This window comes from Erwinia sp. BNK-24-b (assembly GCF_047456155.1).
Taxonomy (GTDB): Bacteria; Pseudomonadota; Gammaproteobacteria; order Enterobacterales; family Enterobacteriaceae; genus Erwinia; species Erwinia phyllosphaerae.
In genome coordinates this window covers 2,001,241-2,022,222 of the sequence record NZ_CP179901.1, presented here as the reverse complement: position 1 = coordinate 2,022,222, position 20,982 = coordinate 2,001,241, and the positions used below count along the sequence as shown (strand labels likewise).

The following is a 20,982-nucleotide window of genomic DNA, read 5'->3' as shown; positions in this document are numbered from 1 at the left end:
AGCTGATGAGACTTTTGTTTATTCGTTCCAGCTACTTTTGCACAGTACGGTTACACCTTTTACAATTTTTGCGCTGCTTTCAGGGTTGCCTCTAACCTTCTGGCAATAAAAGGCGCGGCCTGTGCTTTCGCCTGTTGCAGCTGTTCTGGCGACGCCTGCCGGGGCGAACCGCAGGAAAAAGGCGGAGCGGGATCGTACTCCATATGCAGCTGGATATTTTGTGCAGTTTCATTGCCATAGAGCGCAGCGACCACGCTCAGGGCAAAATCGATACCGGACGTTACCCCTGCGCCCGTTATACGATTGCGATCCTGTACCACTCGTTCACTAACCGGCTGCGCCCCTAACAGAGCAAGCTGATCGAGTGAAGCCCAGTGGCTGGTAGCCCGATACCCCTGCAATAACCCTGCGGCCCCCAATATCAGCGAACCGGTACAAACAGAGGTAATCAGGCTGGCCTGCTCGCTTTTCTGACGAATAAACGTCAGCGTTTCTGCATCCTCCATTAATGCAATTTGTCCCGGCCCTCCCGGAACGCAGATGACGTCCAGCGCCGGGCAGGTAGCAAAAGTTGCCGTAGGCAAGATGGCCATTCCCCGATCCGAAACCACTGGATCAAGTGTTTTCCAGATAAGATGCACCTCGGCAGCTGGCGCGCGCGCGAAAACTTCGAAGGGACCCGTTAAATCGAGCTGGGTAAGACCGGGGAAAAGTAACAGGCCAATTGAAACTGAGGAAACGCTCATTGTTTAATCCGCAAGTTTAAAACATTACTTTTGTCAGACTTTTCAGGCAGAAACAAGCTTTAAAGTAGGTTAATTGCGAGAGCGAGGGTAATGAAAGGGAAAAAGCGGCAGGAATAGCCAAAAATAAATCACCATCAGAAACTATCAATCGCGATATGAGTTTTATTGCCTCTGTTACTATTAAATAGCGCCCTGCCGCCCAATGATAGTACTGGTCTGTTGCCGTTATAAAATGCCCAACAATACATTTAATCAGCCACATAAAAAAACCCGCCGTTCCTGACACAGAGGAAAGCGGGTTTAGTAACGGCATAATTACGAAAAACAATTACCCGTTATGTTCAGCAATGGTAATTTGCTTTACCGGACAGATGAGATCACTCTGTTCCCGTATAAAGCGCGCTAGCTGCGGCGGCTTGACTGCCCGCCCTTTTTGCCAGCTTCAGAGGCCTTTTCGCGGTCATTTTTAAAACTGCCGCTGCCGCTACTCTGTCCGCCTTTTTTACCTGCTTCTGATGCTTTTTCACGATCTTCGGCAAAGTTGCCGGAATTTCCACGATGCTGAGTCATAATAGCTTCCTCTTCGTGTATCAAATTTCTCACCGGATAATCTGTAGCTCGGTTAACGCTTTTTTACCGAACGCCGGTGAACGTCGTGCATGAATAACTATAGCCAGGCTCAGCTTATTTTCAAGAAACCGGCCTCGTTTTTTTAATAAAAATCCACCCTCATCTTTACTGAAAGAAATATCAAGGCGTTAGCGCGCCACACAGAAAAATAAGCGAAGCCGTAAAATGTAAAATTTATTTTCCGCTTATATAATGATGTTTATCGTGATGAATTTTATTATCCCGACAAAGCAATATACCCTGTAAAATAACAGGGTTTGCCGTTTACCCCATCCCTAGAGCGGCTTTAACCTCAATGGCAATCTTCTCGACCTGCGGGCCGTAAATAACCTGGATATCGCGATCGCTGACGTGGTTGATGCCATTAGCACCGGTGGTCATTAACGTCTGGTCGACAACTTCTTTCATCTCTTTTACCCGCACGCGTAAACGGGTGAAGCAGCAGTCAACATCCTCAATATTTTCTTTTCCACCCAGCCCGCTGATAATGACGCGGACACGTTCATCAGCCGCAACCGCTTTTTCCGTTTCCACCTCTTCTGCTTCCCTGCCCGGGGTTTCTACGCGCATGCGTAAAATCACAAAGCGAAAGCCATAATAGTAAACTGGTACATAGATTGCGCCCAGCACCAGCGTCCACCACCACTGCGTCCTGCTGCCGCCCAGAATTCCAAAGACCACCAGATCGATAGCGCCGCCCTGAATATTGCCAATCATCAGATGCAGCATGGACATCAACATAAACGAGAGGCCGCTGAGAAAAGCGTGCAGTAAATAAAGTACGGGCGAAACGAAGATAAAGCAGAACTCCAGCGGCTCCGTGATACCGGTAGTAAACGAGGTGAGCGCACCGGCCATCATCAACGCTTTCACGCGCTGCTTATGCTCTGGCCTGGCACAGTGGTAGATCGCCAGCGCTGCGGCAGGCAGGCCAAACATCATTACCGGAATCTTGCCCTGAGCCAGAAACTGCGTGGCGTTGCGAATAATGGCATCCGGTACTGAACCAGGATGCGTGAGCGCGGTATTAAAAATATTGAGTGCGCCAACAATGGTCTGGTTATCGACCGTGGCGATCCCGCCGATCGGCGTAAAGCGCACCGTTTCGTTGAGGATATGATGCAAGCCCGTGGGGATAAGCAGTCTTTCGCTGGCACCATATAGAAAAGCGCCATACTGACCGCTTTTGCCGATCAACTCGCCAACCCAGGCGATACCTGCTCCCACGGTTGGCCAGATTGCCGCCAGGAGTACACCCACCAGCGGCAACACTAGTACGGTGACTATGGGTACAAAACGTCGTCCACCAAAGAAGCTGATAGCCGTGGGCAACTGGGTGGTATAGCAGCGATTATGGATTGCCACGGTAACCAGACCTGCAATGACGCCCCCCAGCACGCTCATGTTATAGGTAAAAATGCCCAGCATCTGGATATATTCCGCCGAAGTCATCATGGCGGCCGTTTGCGCCATGCCTTTGGCCTGCAAGGCTTCTGGGGTGGTGGTCATCGCCGTCAATCCCTGAGCCGCAAGCGTGGCGCTGACGCCAACGTGCATAGCGATAAAACCAATCACGGCGGCAAAGGCGGCGGTCGGCTTCTCTGCTTTCGCCAGTCCCGTTGCGCTGGCAACGGCAAAAAAGAGCGGCAGGTTGGCAAACAGCGCGCCAGCGACCTTGCGAATAAAACCGATAATCAGCTGTGGTACGTGAAGGCTGGCAAAAGCTTCGCCGGTGATAGCCGGGTTTTGCATGGCCGCCGCCACGCCAAGAAAAATACCGGCAGCGGCAATGACGGAGATGGGCATCATCAGAGCTTTGCCGAAGGCGTGGATAAGGCTGACGAACTCTTTCACGGGCGGCTCCATCGTGGACGGAAAACCTCATTATTAGCCATCACGGCAGGCCCGTGAGGCATGACTGCCCTGTTCCATTCTGTTCTTTGATTTAGCTCACGCTTTAGCGATAAACCAGAGCTATCGCATGATTAAAGTAATCAATTAGACAATTTTTTTAAGAAGTCACAGACTGTGCCGATAAAAGAAGCAATAACTTCTTAACAAGACAAAAACATTCACATCACCTGCGAAGCAATATGAAATTTAAAACTGCAATCAAACCCTACCAGGCGGCGGCGGGCGGCTGGGGATCCCTGGAAGCAACGACCCGCTTCGTTTTTGACAGCAAGCAAGTTCTGAAAAATATGCGCAACCTGATGCGTATGAACAAGGCAAAAGGCTTTGACTGTCCCGGCTGCGCCTGGGGCGATGATAATAAAAGTACGTTTAGCTTCTGTGAGAACGGCGCCAAGGCCGTGACCTGGGAAGCGACGCGCCGTTTTATTGATGCCGGCTTTTTTGCACAACATAGCGTTTCTGCACTTTATAAGCAGAGCGATTACTTCCTGGAATACCAGGGTCGCCTGACCGAGCCGCTGCGCTACAACCGCGAAACCGACCATTATGAGCCGATTAGCTGGGACGATGCGTTTGCCCTGATCGCCAGCCATATCAAAGCGATGGACAACCCTGACCAGATGGAGCTTTACACTTCTGGTCGCGCCAGTAACGAAGCCTCCTGGCTTTACCAGCTGTTTGGCCGCATGAACGGCAGCAACAACTTCCCTGACTGCTCTAATATGTGCCACGAAGCCAGCGGTACCGGCTTGAAGCGCAGCATTGGCGTAGGTAAAGGCACCATCCGTCTGGATGACTTTGATCATGCAGATGCCATTTTCGTTTTCGGACAGAACCCGGGTACTAACCACCCACGCATGCTGCACAGCCTGCGTCATGCTGCCGATCACGGCGCAAAAATTGTTACCTTTAATACCCTGCGCGAACGCGGTCTGGAACGCTTTGCCGATCCTCAAAAACCGCTGGAAGTGGTGACCAGCAAAGCGGGCACCATCAGCTCTACCTATTATCAGCCAAATTTAGGCGGTGATATGGCAGCGGTGCGCGGTATGGTAAAAGCGCTGGCGGAAACCCACTTTGCGCGCATTGCCGCCGGTGAGCCGGGCCTGTTTGACGAAGTCTTTATTAATGCAAAAACCGAGGGGATGGAGGCATACCTTGCCGCCGTTGCCGCTACGGAATGGTCGCACATTGTGCAGCAGTCTGGCCTGACCGAGCAGCAGATCCGCGAAGCCGCCGCCATCTACCAGAGCGCAGAACGCGTAATCTGTACCTGGGCAATGGGCGTTACGCAGCATAAACACTCTGTGGATACCGTGCGTGAAATCGTTAACCTGCAGCTGCTGTTTGGCCAGCTGGGTAAAAAAGGCGCAGGCCTTTGCCCGGTGCGCGGACACAGTAACGTTCAGGGTAACCGCACCATGGGTATCGATGAAAAGCCATCTAAAGCTTTTCTCGACAGCCTGGGCAGCCACTTTGGCTTTGAGCCGCCGCGCGAAATCGGTCATAACACCGTAGAAGCGCTGGAAGCGATGCTGCGCGATGAAATCAAGGTGCTGATTGCGCTGGGTGGTAACCTTGCCGCTGCTGCGCCTGATAGCCCACGTACCGAAGAAGCGTTAAGGCGCTGTGGCCTGACCGTGCAGATCAGCACCAAGCTGAACCGTAGCCACCTGTGCCCCGGCGCGAAAGATGCGCTGATCCTGCCAACGCTGGGTCGTACCGAACAGGATATTCAGGCCAGCGGTCCGCAGTTTATTACCGTAGAAGACTCGTTCAGCATGGTTCACGCCTCTGAAGGCGTGGGTAAACCTATTGCTGATACTCAGCGTTCTGAAACGGCTATCGTTGCCGGTATCGCGCACGCCGTACTGGGTTCAGAGAAAGTGGACTGGCTGGGCCTGGCTGCGGATTACAATCTGATCCGTGACCATATCGCCGCAACCATTCCGGGCTTTGCCGATTTTAATGCGAAGTGTGAAATCAAAGGTGGTTTCTATCTGGGCAACGCGGCGGCGGAGTTCCGTTTCAATACGTTAAACAACAAAGCGCAGTTCAGCGCCGCCAGCCTGCCGGATTCGCTGTTCCCGCAGCTGGATGTGGAAGTGCCGTTTACGCTGCAAACGCTGCGTTCACACGACCAGTACAACACCACGATTTACGGCCTCGATGACCGTTACCGTGGCGTGTACGGCCAGCGCGAAGTGCTGTTTATCCATCCGGATGACATGGCGAAGCTGGGCCTTTCTGCGGGCGACAACGTGGATATTGAAACGCTGTGGAACGATGGGATCACACGTAAAGTTACCGACTTTAAGCTGGTGCCTTACAACATTCCACAAGGCAACCTGGCGGCTTACTATCCGGAAACGAACCCGCTGGTTCCCCTTTCCAGCTTTGGTGACGGCAGCGGTACGCCAACGTCAAAATCCGTACCGGTAAAAATCACCTTGTCCGAGGCGAAAGCAGGCCTGCGCATTGCCTGATTAACAACGCGGTCAGAGTAAACTAAGCCGGGAGCAATCCCGGCTTTTCGCTTTTAACAAACTCATCTTCAATTTTTATCGGCGGGTTCCGCGTCGGTGGGAGAAGGAGTTAACGTATCGCTGCGGGCGCTATCTTCCTTTTCTTTTTCTTTGAATTTTGTATAGGTATCCGTATCAAATAACGATATCCCTTCTACTTCCTCTTTAGGAATAAGCGTTCTGAAATCATCCAGCGTAACGGCAGAACCGCTAACGCCACCGATAATGCCGTTATCAATATAGTGCCGCTTATAGTTAGTCGTGACGTGAATAGTCAGCGTATCTTCTTTGCGATAGCCGCTTAACAGAGGCAGCAACTGCAAAAAATCGGCCTTGCCGTGTTCAAAGCGGGGACATTCAACGATGCCGACATAAAATTTACGGGATTTAAGAGTGATAATAACGGGAAAGTTTCGTACGGCGGCTTCAATCAGCAGGCTTTCAAGCGGATCGTGATGGACGGCTTTTACTAGCGCATCAATCCAGCGATCTTCTTTTCTGTATACCCACCACTGCTTCAGCCTACCCACACACCACGCCAGCAGCATCGAGATAATACCAAAGAAGGCGAACTTTAAATCAGCAAACTTAAATTCCAGCGCCGGAGAGAGAGGAAAAACGCGGTTCAGTATCGTTTTATCAATAATACCGTGGGACAGAAGAAAGCTATAGCTCCAGCGGAAGGCACCCACAATGCTCAGCGCCGAGCAAATCAGCCAGGCGGAAATAGTAAAAAGCACGCCCCAGGCCGCCACATAAAAATAAGCGTCCCAGCCTGCGGAACGCTTAAAGATATATCTGGAGGGAACGGACTGCGTCACAAACAGGTAGCCGCTAATCAGCACAATCGCCACGATGATAGTGTTCATCAGCTAGTTCCGTTGTCGCTGCGGCTCTTCCTGTATGTTAGCCATTTTTTTGATCTGCTCTTCAAGCGCTTTGACAACGTCGGCGTTATTCATATTAAGAGAAACGTAACCATCCCGGCTGATGGTGTAGTTGTTACGGTTATCTTTCAAAGCCTTGGTTAATCTTTCTTTTGAGCTAAACATTGCTGTTGTACCATATAATTTATGCGCCACGGACATAAAAACCTCCCTGCTTTTATAACGTAGTACAAGATTTAAAAAATCCTTTTAAATCAGTCCCGGAAAAAGAGAGCCGGACCGTTTTTTCTAAAGTATAGAACATCACAACCGGCTACAGGCTGGCCTGCTGCCCCATTGTGTATAATAAAGCAGCAGCTCAGGCAACCCTTTTTGCCAAAGCCGCCCTGCCGGAGGCACGTTTTGCTTTTGCTGCCTTCACGCTTCCGGCTTTTTATCCTGATAAATTGTAACCCTTATCACAGAGCGCCAAAAGCTTTTGACGCTGTTTATCCCGATTTCCCAATCCGGCTTTTTACTTGCCGCGAGACGGTTAATCGCGTAAAACTGTCTGCCGCTCTTAGGCCACGAAAACGTTGAGATTATGTTCCAGGATAACCCGCTGCTCGCGCAGCTCAAAGAGAAACTCCACTCCCAGACGCCGCGTGTTGAAGGTGTGGTAAAAGGCACCGAAAAAGGCTTCGGCTTTCTGGAAGTCGATGCACAGAAAAGCTATTTTATTCCGCCGCCGTTTATGAAAAAAGTCATGCACGGCGACCGTATTATTGCGGTGCTGCAAACCGATAAGGATCGTGAAGTCGCCGATCCGGAAAAACTCGTTGAGCCTTTTCTGACGCGTTTTGTGGGCCGCGTGCACAAGAAAGACGACCGTCTTTCCATCGTTCCCGATCATCCGCTGCTGAAAGACGCTATCCAGTGCCGTCCCGATCGTAACTGCAAGCATGATTTTCAGGCTGGCGACTGGGCCGTAGCGGAGATGAAACGCCATCCGCTGAAAGGCGACCGCACTTTCTATGCCGAGCTGACCACGTTTATCACCAACGCTGACGACCATCTGGCGCCGTGGTGGGTCACGCTTTCTCGTCATAACCTGGAACGTGAAGCGCCGCAGGCGGCTACCGGCGAAATGCTGGATGAGCAGCTGGAACGGGAAGATCTGACCGGGCTGGATTTTGTCACTATCGACAGCGCCAGCACTGAAGATATGGACGATGCGCTCTACGTTGAAGCGCTGCCGGAAGGCCAGCTGCGTTTGACCATTGCTATCGCCGATCCTACCGCCTTTGTCGCTGCCGACAGCGAGCTGGATGCTATCGCCGCCGAGCGTTCGTTTACCAATTATCTGCCGGGCTTTAATATCCCGATGCTGCCCCGCGAGCTGTCTGACAATGTTTGCTCGCTGCGACCAAACGAGCGTCGTCCGGTGCTGGCCTGCCGCGTAACCGTGGCAGCCGACGGCACGCTGGGCGAAGATACCCAGTTTTTTGCGGCCTGGATCGAGTCTAAAGCCAAACTGGCCTACGACAACGTTTCTGACTGGCTGGAAAACAGCGGCGAGTGGCAGCCGGAAAGCGAAGCGATTGCTGAGCAGATCCGCCTGCTGCACCAGCTGTGCCTGGCGCGCAGCGAATGGCGTAAAACCCATGCGCTGGTCTTTAAGGATCGTCCGGACTTCCGCTTCCTGCTGGGCGAGAAAGGCGAAGTGCTGGATATTATTGCCGAGCATCGCCGCATCGCTAACCGCATCGTTGAAGAAGCGATGATCACCGCCAATATCTGCGCCGCCACCGTGCTGCGTGACAAGCTGGGCTTTGGTATCTACAACATTCATCACGGTTTTGACCTGGTGAATGCTGAACAGGCCGCCAGCGTGCTGGAAAACCACGGCGTGAAGGTCGACCCGCAGGCCATCGCAACGCTGGAAGGCTTCCGCGTGCTGCGTCGCGAGCTGGACGCGCAGCCGACCCAGTTCCTCGACAGCCGCATTCGTCGTTTCCAGTCCTTTGCCGAAATCGGCATTGAGCCAGGCCCGCACTTTGGTCTGGGACTGGAAGCCTATGCGACCTGGACCTCACCGATCCGTAAGTATGGCGATATGATTAACCATCGCCTGCTGAAAGCGATGATCAAAGGCGAAGCGGCCACGCGTCCGCATGACGAGATTACCGTGAAGATGAGCGAGCGTCGTCGTCTGAACCGTATGGCAGAGCGTGACGTGGGCGACTGGCTCTACTCCCGTTTTCTGGAGAAAGCGGCCGGCACCGACCAGCGTTTTGCGGCAGAAGTCATTGACGTCTCTCGCGGCGGTATGCGTGTTCGCCTGACCGATAATGGCGCCGTCGCCTTTATCCCTGCGCCATTCATTCACGCGGTGCGTGATGAGCTGGTGTGTAGTCAGGAAAACGGCACCGTGCAGATCAAAGGTGAAGTGGTGTACCGCGTCACCGACCAGATCGAAGTCACTATTGCGGAAGTTCGTATGGAAACCCGCAGCATCGTGGCGCGTCCGGTAGCCTGATAGCTTAAACAGGCGGGAGCACTTTCCCGCCTGTTCTCTTCCCTCGTCACGTTCTTAATCCCCCTTCGCTTTCCCCTTTTACCTTCGTCCCGACAGTAAATTGTCACCAGGGCGCACGCTCGCCGTCAAAATAAAACCCGGCAGTGCCCGCAGCATGTTCAGGATCCAGCAGCCAGACGATACCCGCAGCGGCCTGGGCAACGGTTCTGTAGCCTGTGTGCCCGTTAAAATCGGTTGCGGTATAGCCGGGATCGACAGCGTTAACGCTGATGCCAAACGGTGCCAGCTCTTTAGCAAAGGCGACGGTAACCGCGTTCAGGGCCGTTTTCGAACTGGTGTAGCCCATTGCCTCAACTTTGGCATAAGGATGCGTCAGATCGGTAACCCAGCTTAGCGAACCTAAGCCGCTGCTGACCATGACGACATGGGCATCGCCAGCCGCTTTAAGCAGCGGCAAAAAGGTTTGGGTCATGCGTATTGCGCCGAAGACGTTCGTCTCGTAAACGCTTTGAATATCCGCAATGCTTTGCCTGCTGGGCAATACGGGCTGTGCGCCCGAAATACCGGCGTTGTTAATCAAAACGTCCAGCCGGCCATCTTCGTTCAGGATACGCTCAGCCGCTGCCCTCACGCTGTTATCCTGCGTAACATCCACCACCACCAGCCGGGCATCGATATTTTCCGCCGTCAGGCTGGCTACCGCAGCGCGGCCACGGCCTTCATCGCGGCTTCCCAGCCAGATATGGTAGCCCAGCTGCCCCAGCTGCCGGGCCGTTTCAAAGCCGATGCTTTTGTTTGCGCCGGTGATGACAACATTTTTTTTGCTCATTTCAGTCTCCACGATGATGTTATGAGGCGCTTTGCACCCTCTGCCCGCTGTGCTGTCCCCTGGTCTTAACGTTATAGCCTGCGCGGCACTGTTTGATAACGGGGGCAAAAGCGAATAGCCTGATCGCTGTGGCGAACAATAAGGATTGAGCTGGCATGCAGGATTTAACGGTATTTCTCGCGGTTTTCGAACAGAAGAGTTTTCGGGCGGCGGCCAGACAGCTGAACCTTTCTCCGTCGACCGTTAGCGAAAGGATTACCGCACTGGAAAAGAGTCTTGGCGTGCCGTTGCTGATCCGTACTACCCGTAGCGTAATGCCAACGGACGCAGGACGCGCGCTGGCAGATCGCGTTTCTCCCCTACTGTCCGAAATGCGCGTGGCGCTACAGGATGTAGCCAGTTCACAGCAGAGCGTGCGTGGCGTGCTGAAGCTAAACGTGACGGGCGCGGTGATGGTTGACATTCTGCCGCCGCTGCTGGAACGCTTTCTTGCAAGCCATCCGCAGCTACAGGTAGAAATTATGGTCGATGACCGGCTGGTTGATGTGACTTCCGCAGGCTGTGACGCGGGCATTCGCTATGGCGAACATCTGGCCAAGGATACTATCGCCGTTCCCGTCGGCCCCAGAACGCAGCTCCTGGCGCTGGCCGCTTCCCCCGCTTATCTGACCGTACGCGGCTTGCCTTTGCATCCTACGGATCTGCTTGAGCACGACTGTATACGCCTGAGGTTTTCCAGCGGCGCGCTGGTCGCCTGGGATTTTAAGCGAAACGGTAAAACGGTCAGCATCAATCCTTCTGCCCGCTTAACGATTGGGGTCAACGGGGCCGCCGCCGCTATTGACCTGGCGCGCAGCGGCAATGGCGTAATCGCCACCTTTGAAAACTGGTTGCAGCCGCACTTGCAAAGCGGCGATCTGATAGCGGTGCTGCCCGAATGGTGGACCGAATTTGAAGGCCCGTGGCTCTATTTTTCCAGTCGCTTTATGTCTGCACCGCTGCGCGCTTTCGTAGATTTTCTTGCTGAAACACGTCGATGATTTTCGGCACAACCTCTCTGGCTGAGGCCGCGCAACCGCGAAAAAACCGTCTGCCTCACACTTCTCTCTCGCCCCGCTTTCACTAACAAACTATCAACATTACTTTCTACGTTACCTCTCTGGGAGATAACAAGGAATTTTGTCATGAGCAAAGTTAAATCGGCCATCGTCTGGACCGGCGTGGCCATTATCGGCGCGGGGGCATTTGCCATGCTGGCGCTGAGCCGCGGCGAACACGTTAACGCGCTATGGCTGGTGGTGGCAGCCGTTGCCTGCTACAGCATCGCCTGGCGCTTCTACAGCCGTTTTATTGCCGATAAGGTGTTTGAGCTGGATGACCGTCGCCTGACGCCTGCCGAGCGGTTAAATGACGGTCTGGATTACGTGCCTACCAATAAATGGGTGCTGTTCGGCCATCATTTTGCCGCCATTGCCGGGGCGGGGCCGCTGGTCGGGCCAATTCTGGTCGCGCAGATGGGGTTTCTGCCCGGAACCTTGTGGATCCTGATCGGCGTCATGCTGGCAGGCGCGGTGCAGGATTTCCTGATTTTGTTTATTTCTACCCGGCGCGACGGACGTTCGCTGGGCGAAATGGCAAAACAGGAGCTGGGCGCTTTTGCGGGCGTTGTCACCATGCTCGGCGCGCTGGGCGTGATGATTATTATTCTCTCTGCGCTGGCGTTAGTGGTCGTTAAGGCCCTGGCCAACAGTCCATGGGGATTATTTACTATTGCCGCGACTATTCCCATTGCGCTGTTTATGGGCGTCTATATGCGCTTTTTACGGCCCGGTAAAATCGCTGAGGTTTCGCTGATTGGCTTTGTGCTGATGATGGCCGCTATTCTGTACGGCGGCAATATCGCGCTGCATCCGTTCTGGGGGCCTTTTTTTACGCTGAAAGGTACCACGCTAACGTGGGTGCTGGTGGTTTATGGCTTCGTCGCTTCCGTTCTGCCGGTCTGGCTGCTGCTGGCACCGCGCGACTATTTGTCTACCTTTCTGAAAATTGGCGTTATCGTCGGGCTGGCAATAGGCATCCTGTTTGCCATGCCTGAAATGAAAATGCCCGCCGTCACGCGTTTTATCGACGGTAGCGGCCCGGTCTTTTCCGGCAGCCTGTTCCCTTTTCTGTTTATTACTATCGCCTGCGGCGCTATCTCCGGCTTTCATGCACTGGTGTCCAGCGGTACCACGCCTAAACTGATTGAACGAGAAAGCCATATTCGCATGATTGGCTACGGCGCGATGCTGATGGAGTCCTTTGTCGCCATTATGGCGCTGATCTGCGCCTCGGTGATTGAGCCCGGCGTCTATTTTGCCATGAACTCGCCTGCGGCGCTGATTGGCTCGACCGTTGAATCCGCGTCGCAGGCCATCAACGGCTGGGGCTTTGTGGTTACGCCAGAGATGCTGAGCGGCATTGCCAGAGACGTGGGCGAAGCGACTATTCTTTCTCGTGCTGGCGGCGCGCCAACCTTCGCCGTGGGTATGGCGCATATCATTACCGATGTGTTTAACAGCCGCGCGATGATGGCGTTCTGGTATCACTTTGCCATTCTTTTTGAAGCGCTGTTTATTTTGACCGCCGTCGATGCCGGAACGCGCGCCTGCCGTTTTATGGTGCAGGATCTGGCAGGTACCGTCGTGCCATCGCTGGCGAATAATCGTTCCTGGCTCGGCAATCTGGCGGGCACTGCCGTCGCCGTCGCCGGCTGGGGTTTTTTTGTTTATCAGGGCGTGGTCGATCCGCTTGGCGGAATCAATACGCTGTGGCCGCTGTTTGGCATTGGTAACCAGATGCTGGCTTCAATGGCGCTGATCCTCGGCACCGTGGTGCTGTTTAAGATGAAAAAGCAGCGCTACGCGTGGGTAACGATTCTGCCTACGGCCTGGCTCTTTATTACTTCAATGTATGCGGGCTGGCAGAAAATTTTTCATGAAAAACCCGCTATCGGTTTTCTGGCTCAGGCGCGGAAATTTTCCCTGGGCATTGAAAATGGGCAGATTATCGCGCCAGCTAAATCCATTGCGGATATGCAGACCATTGTGCTCAGCAATCAAATTAACGCAGCGCTTTGCGCCTTTTTTATGCTGGTTGCGGTAACCATGCTCGTCGCGGCTTTCTTTGTGATTCGGCGCGCGCTGAAAAATCCTTTGCCTGGCGTGCATGAAGCGAAAATCTCTTTGAGAAATGAGGTGCATCGTGTCTGAATACGTTTTTGCCTGTCGAATAAAACGTCCGCTGCGTATCCAGCGCTGTCGTCCTCTGTCAGCGGCTGTAACAAAAGAAACATTAACATTACGTTTGCTGTTAACACGCGTGGCGCAATGTTTTCGTCTGATGGTTGGCGTTCAGGACTATCAAAATTATTTACGCCATATGCAGCAGCGCCAGAGCCATCTTAAGCCTATGACGGAGAAAGAGTTTCACCGTTACTGCCTGGAGGCGCGCTTTCCTGGCAAGGCAGGAAAGTTAGGTAAATGTCCCTGTTAACTATTGCCCCCGATGCCGCTATCGGGGGCGTTTTTGTCCCGGTTAATTCACGGCATAAAAAATATCTTCAACATTGCGCTTGAGATTCTGCTGTTTGCCGAATACTGTTGCTAAAATAAGAAGATACAGCCTGTATTGCATTCTCCAGGGAGAAATCTGATGACCGATGAGCAAGGGCAATCATTACTTTATACCTGGTTTGGTACTAACAGCCCTCATTGGCGTTTAAAGTCCGACAGTGACGCTCTTTTATTTGCTGAGGATGAATCGGCTGACACACACGTAGTTATCCCCTTAACGTCGTCACAGGCTAATCAGCTGCGTGCGATGACGGTTATTACCTCCAGCGTGAATCTTACGGTTTACCTGTATGGTGAGCCTCAGTCCATGCATCTGGTCGGGCGACGCGTCAACCAGACGGAATGGGCCGGTAGCGCTTCTGCCTGGGGCGATACCGAGAGCGTGGCGCGCGATCTGGCGCTGGGCCTCTCTTTTGCTGAACAGGTAGTATCAGAAGCCAATTCGGTGATTGTGATCCTCGATCAGCGCGGCAATATCCAGCGCTTTAACCGTAAGAGTGAAGAGTATACCGGCCTGAAAGAGCAGGAAGTGATTGGTCGTAACGTGTTTCAGCTGTTTATGACTCGTCAGGAAGCGGCGTCGTCGCGCCGCAACATCAGTGGTTTTTACCGCGACGGCAACTCCTATGAGGTCGAACGCTGGGTAAAAACTCGTCAGGGTCAGCGTTTATTTTTGTTCAGAAACAAGTTTGTGCACAGCGGCAGCGGCAAGAATGAAATTTATCTCATCTGCTCCGGCACGGATATTACGGAAGAGCGCCGCGCGCAGGAGCGTTTGCGCGTGCTGGCGAATACCGACAGCATTACCGGCCTGCCTAACCGTAACGCCATCAATAACGCCATCGCCGAGGCGCTGGAGAAGGAAACGCCGCAGCAGATCGGCATTGTTTATCTCGACCTGGATAATTTTAAAAAGGTCAACGACGCCTACGGCCACATGTTCGGCGACCAGCTGCTTAAAGCCGTTTCGCTGGCTATCCTCAGCTGTCTTGGCGGAGACCAAACGCTGGCGCGGCTGGGCGGCGATGAGTTTCTGGTGCTGGCTATTGGCACCACGCAGGCCGAGCTGGAGGCGATGTCTACCCGCATCCTGGACCGGCTGAAGCAGCCTTTCCGCATCGGTTTGATTGAGGTCTATTCCGGCTGTTCAATCGGTATCGCGCTGAGCCCGCAGCATGGCGAAGATCGCGAAAGCCTGATCCGCAACGCGGATACCGCCATGTATACCGCGAAGGAGAGCGGCCGCGGCAAGTTCTGTATTTTTGCGGCGGAAATGAATAAGCGCGTGTTCGAGTATCTGTGGCTGGATACCAATTTACGTAAGGCGCTGGAGCAGGATCAGCTGATTATCCATTATCAGCCCAAGCTGAATAAGGCGGGTGAAGTGCACAGCGTCGAGGCGCTGGTTCGCTGGATTTCGCCGGAACGGGGCTTGGTCTCGCCAGCCGACTTTATCTCGTACGCCGAAGAGTCCGGCCTGATTGTGCCGCTTGGTCGCTGGGTAATGCTGACGGCGCTGGCGCAGATTCTGGCGTGGCGCAAAAAAGGCATCGATCTGCGCGTGGCCGTTAACGTCTCGCCGCGTCAGCTTATCGATGAATCTATTTATACCGATCTGCAACAGGCGCTCAATAAAGCCAGACTGACAGACTGCCCTGTCGATATTGAGCTAACCGAAAGCTGTCTGATTGAAAACGAAAAGCAGGCGCTGACGTTAATGAAGCAGTTTCAACAGCTGGGCGCGCAGGTTCACCTTGATGATTTTGGCACAGGCTATTCGTCACTTTCCCAGCTGGCGCGCGTGCCGATTAACGCCATTAAGCTCGATCAAAGCTTTATTCGCGATGTGAATGAGCAACCCGTTTCCCAGTCGCTGGTACGGGCTATCGTGGCGGTGGCCAAAGCGCTGAATTTAGAGGTTATCGCTGAAGGAATTGAAACGCTGGAGGAAGAAGCCTTTATCCTGGCGAGCGGTGTTGATGCTCGCCAGGGTTTTTTATACGCCAGGCCTATGCCCGCAGCCGAGCTGGAGCAGTGGCTGGCAAAACGTGACGGTTAGCCTGCTTTACGCATGACCTGCGCGCTGTGGCGATCCTGCAGCTGAACCAGCCGCTCCATATAGGCGATATCCTTGGGTTCGATAGAAAAGGCAAAATCTACCCAGTCTTCTGTAATATCCATCAGTTCCGCCCGCGTCAGCTGAAGTACGCGCTGACGCGCTTTTAACATCGCCCTGACGCCGTTGAGTTTAGGCTTCATGGTATCGATAAAAGTACGGGTGGTTTGATAGCCCTCGCCCGGCTGGAACAGCCGATCGACCAGACCGCGCGTTTCAAACCATTCCGCCGAATGCGACTCGCCTTCACAAATCAGCTCTTCCGCCAGCTTCATACCCGCACGACGGGCGACCAGTGAATAGCCGCCCATGCCCGGAAACAGGTTAAAGGCGATTTCAGGAAAGCCCATCCGCGCCGTGTCCTGTGCCAGAATGAAATGGTGCGCCAGGGCAGCCTCAAAACCGCCGCCAAGCGCGCTACCTTCAATCATAGCGATGGTCACGGCCCCGGTATCAAAACCTTTAGCCGCTGCGTGTATGCAGTCAACGCACGCGCGTGCGTAGGCACGCAGCGCTTCACGCCGTCCATTTTTAATCGATTCCACGAAGAAACGCAGATCGCCGCCCGCGTTAAACATGGTCGGCACCAGCGAGCCGGTTACCCAAAAGTCTATCGGTAAACCGGAACGCTGGGCCGCATAGCTCAGATTCATGATCTCTTCGATTAGCTCGTGATTGAAGCTGGGCCGCGGCTGTGCGCGCAGCATCATCCATAATGTGCGTCTTCCTTCCTCGTAGTAGGCTGAAAGTTGAGTTGTTTGTCCAGCTTCGCTAAACAGCCTGCAGGTAGTTTGATTAATTACGGTCATATTCTCATCCTCTGTTTATGGGTGCGCTTAAGCGCGCCACAAGCGTAATGCAGAGTCTGAGAAGGCTAAACTTTCTATTGATTTTTAAGGTTAATTATTTCCCTTACCGGCGGTACAACGGCTAATTCGCCAGGAAAATTAAGAATATCGCCACCGTTAAACCCGGATAAAGATTATATTATTTTTCTTCATTTATTTACTTTGCCTGACCATACCATGCCTGACTGCCGTGCTTGCGCAAATAGTGACAGTCCAGCAGCGGCTGCTGGATGGCGGGTAGCGCAGGCGTTAAGAGCTGGCTATAAATCCCCATATAGGCAACTTCTTCCAGTACCACGGCGGAGTGCACAGCCTGCTCCGGCGTTTTTCCCCAGCAGAATGGCCCGTGAGAGTTGACCAGCACGGCGGGAATTGCCAGCGGATCCAGCTCTTTCTGCCGAAAAGTTTCGATAATTACCTGGCCAGTTTCCCATTCATATTTCCCGCCAATTTCTGCGGGCGTCATCTGGCGTGTACAGGGAACCGCGCCATAAAAGTCATCGGCATGCGTGGTGCCCCATGCAGGGATCTCTTTGCCTGCCTGTGCCCAGATAGTGGCGTGGCGCGAATGCGTATGGACGATGCTGCCTACTTCAGGCCAGGCGAGATAGAGTGCGCGGTGCGTAGCGGTATCGGAAGAAGGACGCAGCTGCCCTTCTTTGACCTCGCCGCTTTCCAGGTCAACGACCACCATATCTTCAGCTTTCATTGCCTCGTAGCTGACGCCGGAAGGTTTGATCACCATCAGGCCGCTTTCGCGATCGATAGCGCTGACGTTGCCCCACGTAAAGACCACCAGCCCATGGCGAGGCAGCGCCAGGTTGGCTTCCAGCACCTGTTTTTTCAGATCTTCCAGCATATTGTTTCCTCCACTTTTTTCACCATTGTCCCCGCAGGCGCTTATTCGCGGTATGGAGGCGATCGCTGGATGTGTGGCAGAAACTGGCTGGGTACTTTATTTACCGCTGGAAATTAAGATTTTTTACCTGTGAAGACAATCGGCTATGCTTAGAATACGTGCCAGCAATATCTTTACAGAAATAAGTCTTAAACTTAACAAATGTGACGGTATTGCCGTACGTATAAGATGAAAAGCGGCGCTCCCTGCCCGCGATATTTTACGGCGTTGTTACGTTTTCGTGAGATAAAGCACTAATGATACGTCCGTTCGCGGGTCGAAAGAGCGGGTTCGCCACTATACTTATAATGCTATTCCTGCAGCAGCAATGAATGGAGAAGTGACTATGACAGTAACAATGAAACGTATTACCGCTGGCCTGTTGGCCGCCACGCTGGCGCTTTCTTTGAGCGGATGTTCGCACTGGTCAAAGCGCGATCGCAACACGGCTATCGGCGCAGGCGCCGGTGCAATTGGCGGTTCAATTCTGTCTAACGGCAGCGGACTGGGCACGGTTGGTGGCGCGGCGGTAGGTGGGATTATCGGCCATCAGATCAGCCGCTAACGCGTAGAGTGGGCCGCAGTACTTCACTGCGGCCCTGTAAGCTAGCCCCGGCCAGTTTTACCTTCATGCCTTTTGCTTCCAGCAGCGTCTTTAACAAATCTCGTTTGTCGCCCTGAATTTCAATGACGCCTTCTTTCACTGCCCCACCGCAGCCGCATTTTTTCTTCAGCTCCGCCGCCAGTTTTTCCAGCTCTGCATCTGCTAAATCCAGTCCGGTAACCAGGCAGACACCTTTGCCTTTACGTCCGCTGGTCTGGCGCTGAATACGCACGATACCGTCACCTTTCGGGCGCGGTGCGGCTTCTTTTGGTTCATCTATACGTCCGGTTTCGGTGGAATAAACCAGACGGCTATTGTTATCGGCCATTATGCCTCCTGAAGAGATGCCAGAATGGCATTCAGCGCGGCGGCAGGGTTTGCAGCCTGGGTCACCGGACGACCAATCACCATATAATCCACGCCAGCCTGCAGAGCCTGCTGCGGCGTCATAATGCGCCGCTGATCGCCCGCTTCGCTGCCGGCCGGACGAATTCCGGGCGTAACCAGCCTGAAATCACTGCCCAGCGCCTGCTTAAAGCGAGCGGCTTCCTGCGCTGAACAGACTACGCCATCCAGGCCGCATTGTTGGGTCAGACGCGCCAGACGTTCTGCATGATCGGCTGGCGAAAGTTCGATACCAATGCCGCGTAAATCCTCTGCTTCCATACTGGTCAGTACGGTGACGGCAATCAGCAAGGGGGCATCTTTGCCAAACGGCAGCAGCGCCTCACGCGCGGCCGTCATCATACGCGCGCCGCCGCTGGCGTGTACATTAACCATCCACACGCCAAGATCGGCTGCGGCCGCCACGGCGTGCGCGGTGGTATTGGGAATATCATGGAATTTCAGATCGAGAAACACCTCAAAGCCGCGCTGCTGGAGATCCCGTACCAGCTGCGGACCAAACAGCGTAAACATCTCTTTGCCTACCTTCAGGCGACAGCTGCCTGGGTCAATGCGGTCAACAAATGCCATGGCGCTGGCGTGATTAGCATAGTCCAGTGCCACCAGGATCCGGGAGCCGTGAGGTGATTGCATAGTAAAACCCTCTGAAATAGAGCACCGCCAGGTGCGAAAGACAAACGGCAAGCATTCTACCTGCGGCGTCATTAAATTCACAGTTTAGCCCGCGCTTTTTCCTTTCTGGCCCTGGCTGGCTTTAGACCACACAGATGCGTCAGGCGAAGAGATTGTGGCAAAGGTTATTTAGTATGTTGTAACTATTTGGCGGCGATTAAAAAGACCAGCGCTGGCGCTGGCCTTAGGTTACTACTGGCCATCAAGCCCGCGGATAGGCTTGACCGATGACCATGCGCGACAGGATGGACAGTGCCAGTAAAGCGCATGGGCCGTAAAACCGCACTTATGGCAGCGGTAGCGCGGCTTGGTGCGGATCTGTTCGCCAACCATGTCGCGCAGCACCATCAGGCTCTCTTTTGCCCTGCCGTCTTCCGCTTCGTGAAGGTGATAATCCATCAGGCGGTGGAACACGCGCATGGTCGGATGACGCTGTAGCTGGCGGTTAATATAAAGCTGGGCGACTTCTCCACCCTCGTCGTGTTCAATAATATCGGAGAGGTAAAGCTCAGCTACGGCACCGGTGTTTTCTTCCACGCAGCGCTGCAGGTATTCCGCCCACGCCTGCGGCTGTTGCAGCTGCTGATAGCAGGTTTCCAGCATCTCCAGCGTTTCGCTGACCAGCTCTTTATCCTGCTCAATCACGCGCTGCAAGAATTCTACGGCTTTGGCATACTCGCCCTTCGCCATATGGATGCGCCCCATCATAATGGAGACGCGCGCGCTCTGCCTGTCGGCAGCCTCCCCTTTTTTCAGCAGCCCCATCGCCCGATCGAGATCGTCGCTGCCCATGGCCTGTAGCGCCAGCTCGCAATAAAAGTGGGCAATCTCCATTCGCTGCTTCTCTTTGCCCAGCTTCACCAGCCTTTCAGCGACTTCAATTGCCTTTGGCCAGTCGCTGGTCGCCTGGTGGATCAGCAGCAGCTGTTGCAACGCGCTAATGCGGAAATCCGTTTCGTCAGTAAGCTGACTAAACATCTCTTCAGCACGATCGTAGAAGCCGGCGGCCATGTAATCGCGCCCCAGCTGTTGAATAGCGAGCAGGCGCTGGTCATAGGTCAGCGAGGCACTTTCCATCAACGCCTGATGAATACGGATGGCGCGGTCAACTTCCCCGCGCGAGCGAAACAGGTTGCCCAGCGTCAGATGCGCCTCAACCGTGCCGCTGTCTTCTTTCAGCATATCCAGAAAGAGATCGACCGCTTTATCCTGCTGATTGGAGAGCAGAAAGTTAACCCCGGCCACGTAATCGCGTGACAGGCGGCTCGCCTCCTGCTGTTTCTCCTGCTGTGCGCTTCTGCGTCCCATATACCAACCATAGGCTGCGGCAACGGGCAGTAACAGAAACAGCAGTTCCAACATAGGGTGTTATTCCTTAACGGCAGGCACGGAAGGCGGCGTCGCCGACTCTTCTGCCTGACCCAGCTTTTGCTGAAGACGTTTCAGTTTACGTTGCGAATTGGCCAGCGCGACGCGAAGCCGCAGCCAGAACAGACCGCAAATTGCCCAGCCGATCAGGAAACCCGCAGCAAACAGCGTTGCCAGAAGCGTCGACACCCGATATTGCCCCTGCGCCAGCAGATAGTTGAAGGTGACAACCTGATCGTTATGCGCTCCCAGCGTGATGGAGATAATAAAGATCACTAAAACCAGTAAAAAAATCAGCAAGTATTTCACAGTCCGTCCCATAGTCTGGTGATAACCAGATGAATTATGCCAAAAAATTAGCCCTGTTGCTTGCCTGTTACGTCAGGGGCGCATGAAATAACCGCGCAG

The 20,982-nt window shown here is 53.7% G+C and carries 20 protein-coding genes; 7 read left to right on the top strand and 13 right to left on the bottom strand.

Going from position 1 to position 20,982, the window contains the following annotated elements; genetic code table 11:
- Window positions 1–59: 59 nt before the first annotated feature.
- The 4 genes from ACMGGR_RS09030 to ACMGGR_RS09015 all read right to left on the bottom strand — a co-directional run bounded on the left by ACMGGR_RS09030 (window position 60) and on the right by ACMGGR_RS09015 (window position 3,242).
- Window positions 60–746 carry a DJ-1/PfpI family protein gene (locus ACMGGR_RS09030; RefSeq protein ID WP_414148686.1) on the bottom strand — a complete coding sequence of 229 codons (687 nt, stop codon included), beginning with the start codon at window positions 744–746 and terminating at the stop codon, window positions 60–62.
- Between the two features lie 16 nt (window positions 747–762).
- Window positions 763–1,008 carry a hypothetical protein gene (locus tag ACMGGR_RS09025; RefSeq protein WP_414148685.1) on the bottom strand — a complete coding sequence of 82 codons (246 nt, stop codon included), beginning with the start codon at window positions 1,006–1,008 and terminating at the stop codon, window positions 763–765.
- A gap of 140 nt (window positions 1,009–1,148) precedes the next feature.
- The gene (locus tag ACMGGR_RS09020) at window positions 1,149–1,316 is read right to left on the bottom strand and encodes a general stress protein (protein WP_246759649.1); all 168 of its coding nucleotides are present in this window, start codon (window positions 1,314–1,316) and stop codon (window positions 1,149–1,151) included.
- 324 nt (window positions 1,317–1,640) lie between these two features.
- The gene (locus ACMGGR_RS09015) at window positions 1,641–3,242 is read right to left on the bottom strand and encodes a PTS transporter subunit EIIC (RefSeq protein WP_414148684.1); all 1,602 of its coding nucleotides are present in this window, start codon (window positions 3,240–3,242) and stop codon (window positions 1,641–1,643) included.
- A 227-nt stretch (window positions 3,243–3,469) separates the two neighbouring features.
- Between ACMGGR_RS09015 and ACMGGR_RS09010 the strand changes: the two genes are divergently transcribed.
- Window positions 3,470–5,776 carry an FdhF/YdeP family oxidoreductase gene (locus ACMGGR_RS09010; protein WP_414148683.1) on the top strand — a complete coding sequence of 769 codons (2,307 nt, stop codon included), beginning with the start codon at window positions 3,470–3,472 and terminating at the stop codon, window positions 5,774–5,776.
- 68 nt (window positions 5,777–5,844) lie between these two features.
- On the opposite strand, the gene ACMGGR_RS09005 is transcribed toward ACMGGR_RS09010, so the two are convergent.
- Complete coding sequence (locus tag ACMGGR_RS09005; RefSeq protein ID WP_414148682.1) at window positions 5,845–6,684, bottom strand: hypothetical protein; 840 nt, start codon at window positions 6,682–6,684, stop codon at window positions 5,845–5,847.
- 3 nt (window positions 6,685–6,687) lie between these two features.
- A complete protein-coding gene (locus tag ACMGGR_RS09000) occupies window positions 6,688–6,903 on the bottom strand; it encodes a hypothetical protein (RefSeq protein ID WP_246759653.1) in 216 nt (71 codons plus the stop codon).
- 382 nt (window positions 6,904–7,285) lie between these two features.
- Between ACMGGR_RS09000 and ACMGGR_RS08995 the strand changes: the two genes are divergently transcribed.
- A complete protein-coding gene (locus tag ACMGGR_RS08995; protein WP_414148681.1) occupies window positions 7,286–9,220 on the top strand; it encodes an exoribonuclease II in 1,935 nt (644 codons plus the stop codon).
- A 103-nt stretch (window positions 9,221–9,323) separates the two neighbouring features.
- Here the strand turns inward: ACMGGR_RS08995 and ACMGGR_RS08990 are convergent, their stop codons facing one another.
- A complete protein-coding gene (locus ACMGGR_RS08990) occupies window positions 9,324–10,049 on the bottom strand; it encodes an SDR family oxidoreductase (RefSeq protein WP_414148680.1) in 726 nt (241 codons plus the stop codon).
- Window positions 10,050–10,204: 155 nt separating this feature from the next.
- Between ACMGGR_RS08990 and ACMGGR_RS08985 the strand changes: the two genes are divergently transcribed.
- From ACMGGR_RS08985 to pdeR, 4 genes are all read left to right on the top strand, one after another.
- Window positions 10,205–11,089, top strand: a complete 885-nt coding sequence (locus ACMGGR_RS08985) for a LysR substrate-binding domain-containing protein (RefSeq protein ID WP_414148679.1) — start codon at window positions 10,205–10,207, stop codon at window positions 11,087–11,089.
- Window positions 11,090–11,233: 144 nt separating this feature from the next.
- Window positions 11,234–13,300, top strand: a complete 2,067-nt coding sequence (locus ACMGGR_RS08980) for a carbon starvation CstA family protein (RefSeq protein ID WP_414148678.1) — start codon at window positions 11,234–11,236, stop codon at window positions 13,298–13,300.
- A complete protein-coding gene (locus tag ACMGGR_RS08975; RefSeq protein ID WP_414148677.1) occupies window positions 13,293–13,583 on the top strand; it encodes a YbdD/YjiX family protein in 291 nt (96 codons plus the stop codon). Before ACMGGR_RS08980 ends, ACMGGR_RS08975 begins: the two co-directional genes overlap by 8 nt.
- Before the next feature lie 159 nt (window positions 13,584–13,742).
- Window positions 13,743–15,722: a cyclic di-GMP phosphodiesterase gene (gene pdeR, locus ACMGGR_RS08970; protein WP_414148676.1), complete on the top strand. Its 1,980-nt coding sequence runs from the start codon at window positions 13,743–13,745 to the stop codon at window positions 15,720–15,722.
- Here pdeR and ACMGGR_RS08965 read toward each other — a convergent pair.
- Window positions 15,719–16,588 carry a crotonase/enoyl-CoA hydratase family protein gene (locus ACMGGR_RS08965; protein ID WP_246759661.1) on the bottom strand — a complete coding sequence of 290 codons (870 nt, stop codon included), beginning with the start codon at window positions 16,586–16,588 and terminating at the stop codon, window positions 15,719–15,721. The genes pdeR and ACMGGR_RS08965 overlap by 4 nt on opposite strands.
- A gap of 196 nt (window positions 16,589–16,784) precedes the next feature.
- Complete coding sequence (locus ACMGGR_RS08960; protein ID WP_246759663.1) at window positions 16,785–17,486, bottom strand: L-ribulose-5-phosphate 4-epimerase; 702 nt, start codon at window positions 17,484–17,486, stop codon at window positions 16,785–16,787.
- Between the two features lie 385 nt (window positions 17,487–17,871).
- Between ACMGGR_RS08960 and osmB the strand changes: the two genes are divergently transcribed.
- Window positions 17,872–18,090 carry an osmotically-inducible lipoprotein OsmB gene (gene osmB, locus ACMGGR_RS08955; RefSeq protein ID WP_246759664.1) on the top strand — a complete coding sequence of 73 codons (219 nt, stop codon included), beginning with the start codon at window positions 17,872–17,874 and terminating at the stop codon, window positions 18,088–18,090.
- Here the strand turns inward: osmB and yciH are convergent.
- The 4 genes from yciH to ACMGGR_RS08935 all read right to left on the bottom strand — a co-directional run bounded on the left by yciH (window position 18,080) and on the right by ACMGGR_RS08935 (window position 20,883).
- Window positions 18,080–18,457 (bottom strand): stress response translation initiation inhibitor YciH, encoded by a 378-nt coding sequence (yciH, locus tag ACMGGR_RS08950; protein ID WP_414148675.1) that lies wholly within the window; start codon window positions 18,455–18,457, stop codon window positions 18,080–18,082. The genes osmB and yciH overlap by 11 nt on opposite strands.
- Window positions 18,457–19,218 carry an orotidine-5'-phosphate decarboxylase gene (gene pyrF / locus ACMGGR_RS08945; protein WP_414148935.1) on the bottom strand — a complete coding sequence of 254 codons (762 nt, stop codon included), beginning with the start codon at window positions 19,216–19,218 and terminating at the stop codon, window positions 18,457–18,459. The genes yciH and pyrF overlap by 1 nt, the downstream gene beginning before the upstream one ends.
- 180 nt (window positions 19,219–19,398) lie before the next feature.
- Window positions 19,399–20,568 carry a lipopolysaccharide assembly protein LapB gene (gene lapB, locus ACMGGR_RS08940; RefSeq protein WP_246759667.1) on the bottom strand — a complete coding sequence of 390 codons (1,170 nt, stop codon included), beginning with the start codon at window positions 20,566–20,568 and terminating at the stop codon, window positions 19,399–19,401.
- Window positions 20,569–20,574: 6 nt separating this feature from the next.
- Window positions 20,575–20,883: a LapA family protein gene (locus ACMGGR_RS08935; protein ID WP_246759668.1), complete on the bottom strand. Its 309-nt coding sequence runs from the start codon at window positions 20,881–20,883 to the stop codon at window positions 20,575–20,577.
- Window positions 20,884–20,982 lie beyond the last annotated feature (99 nt).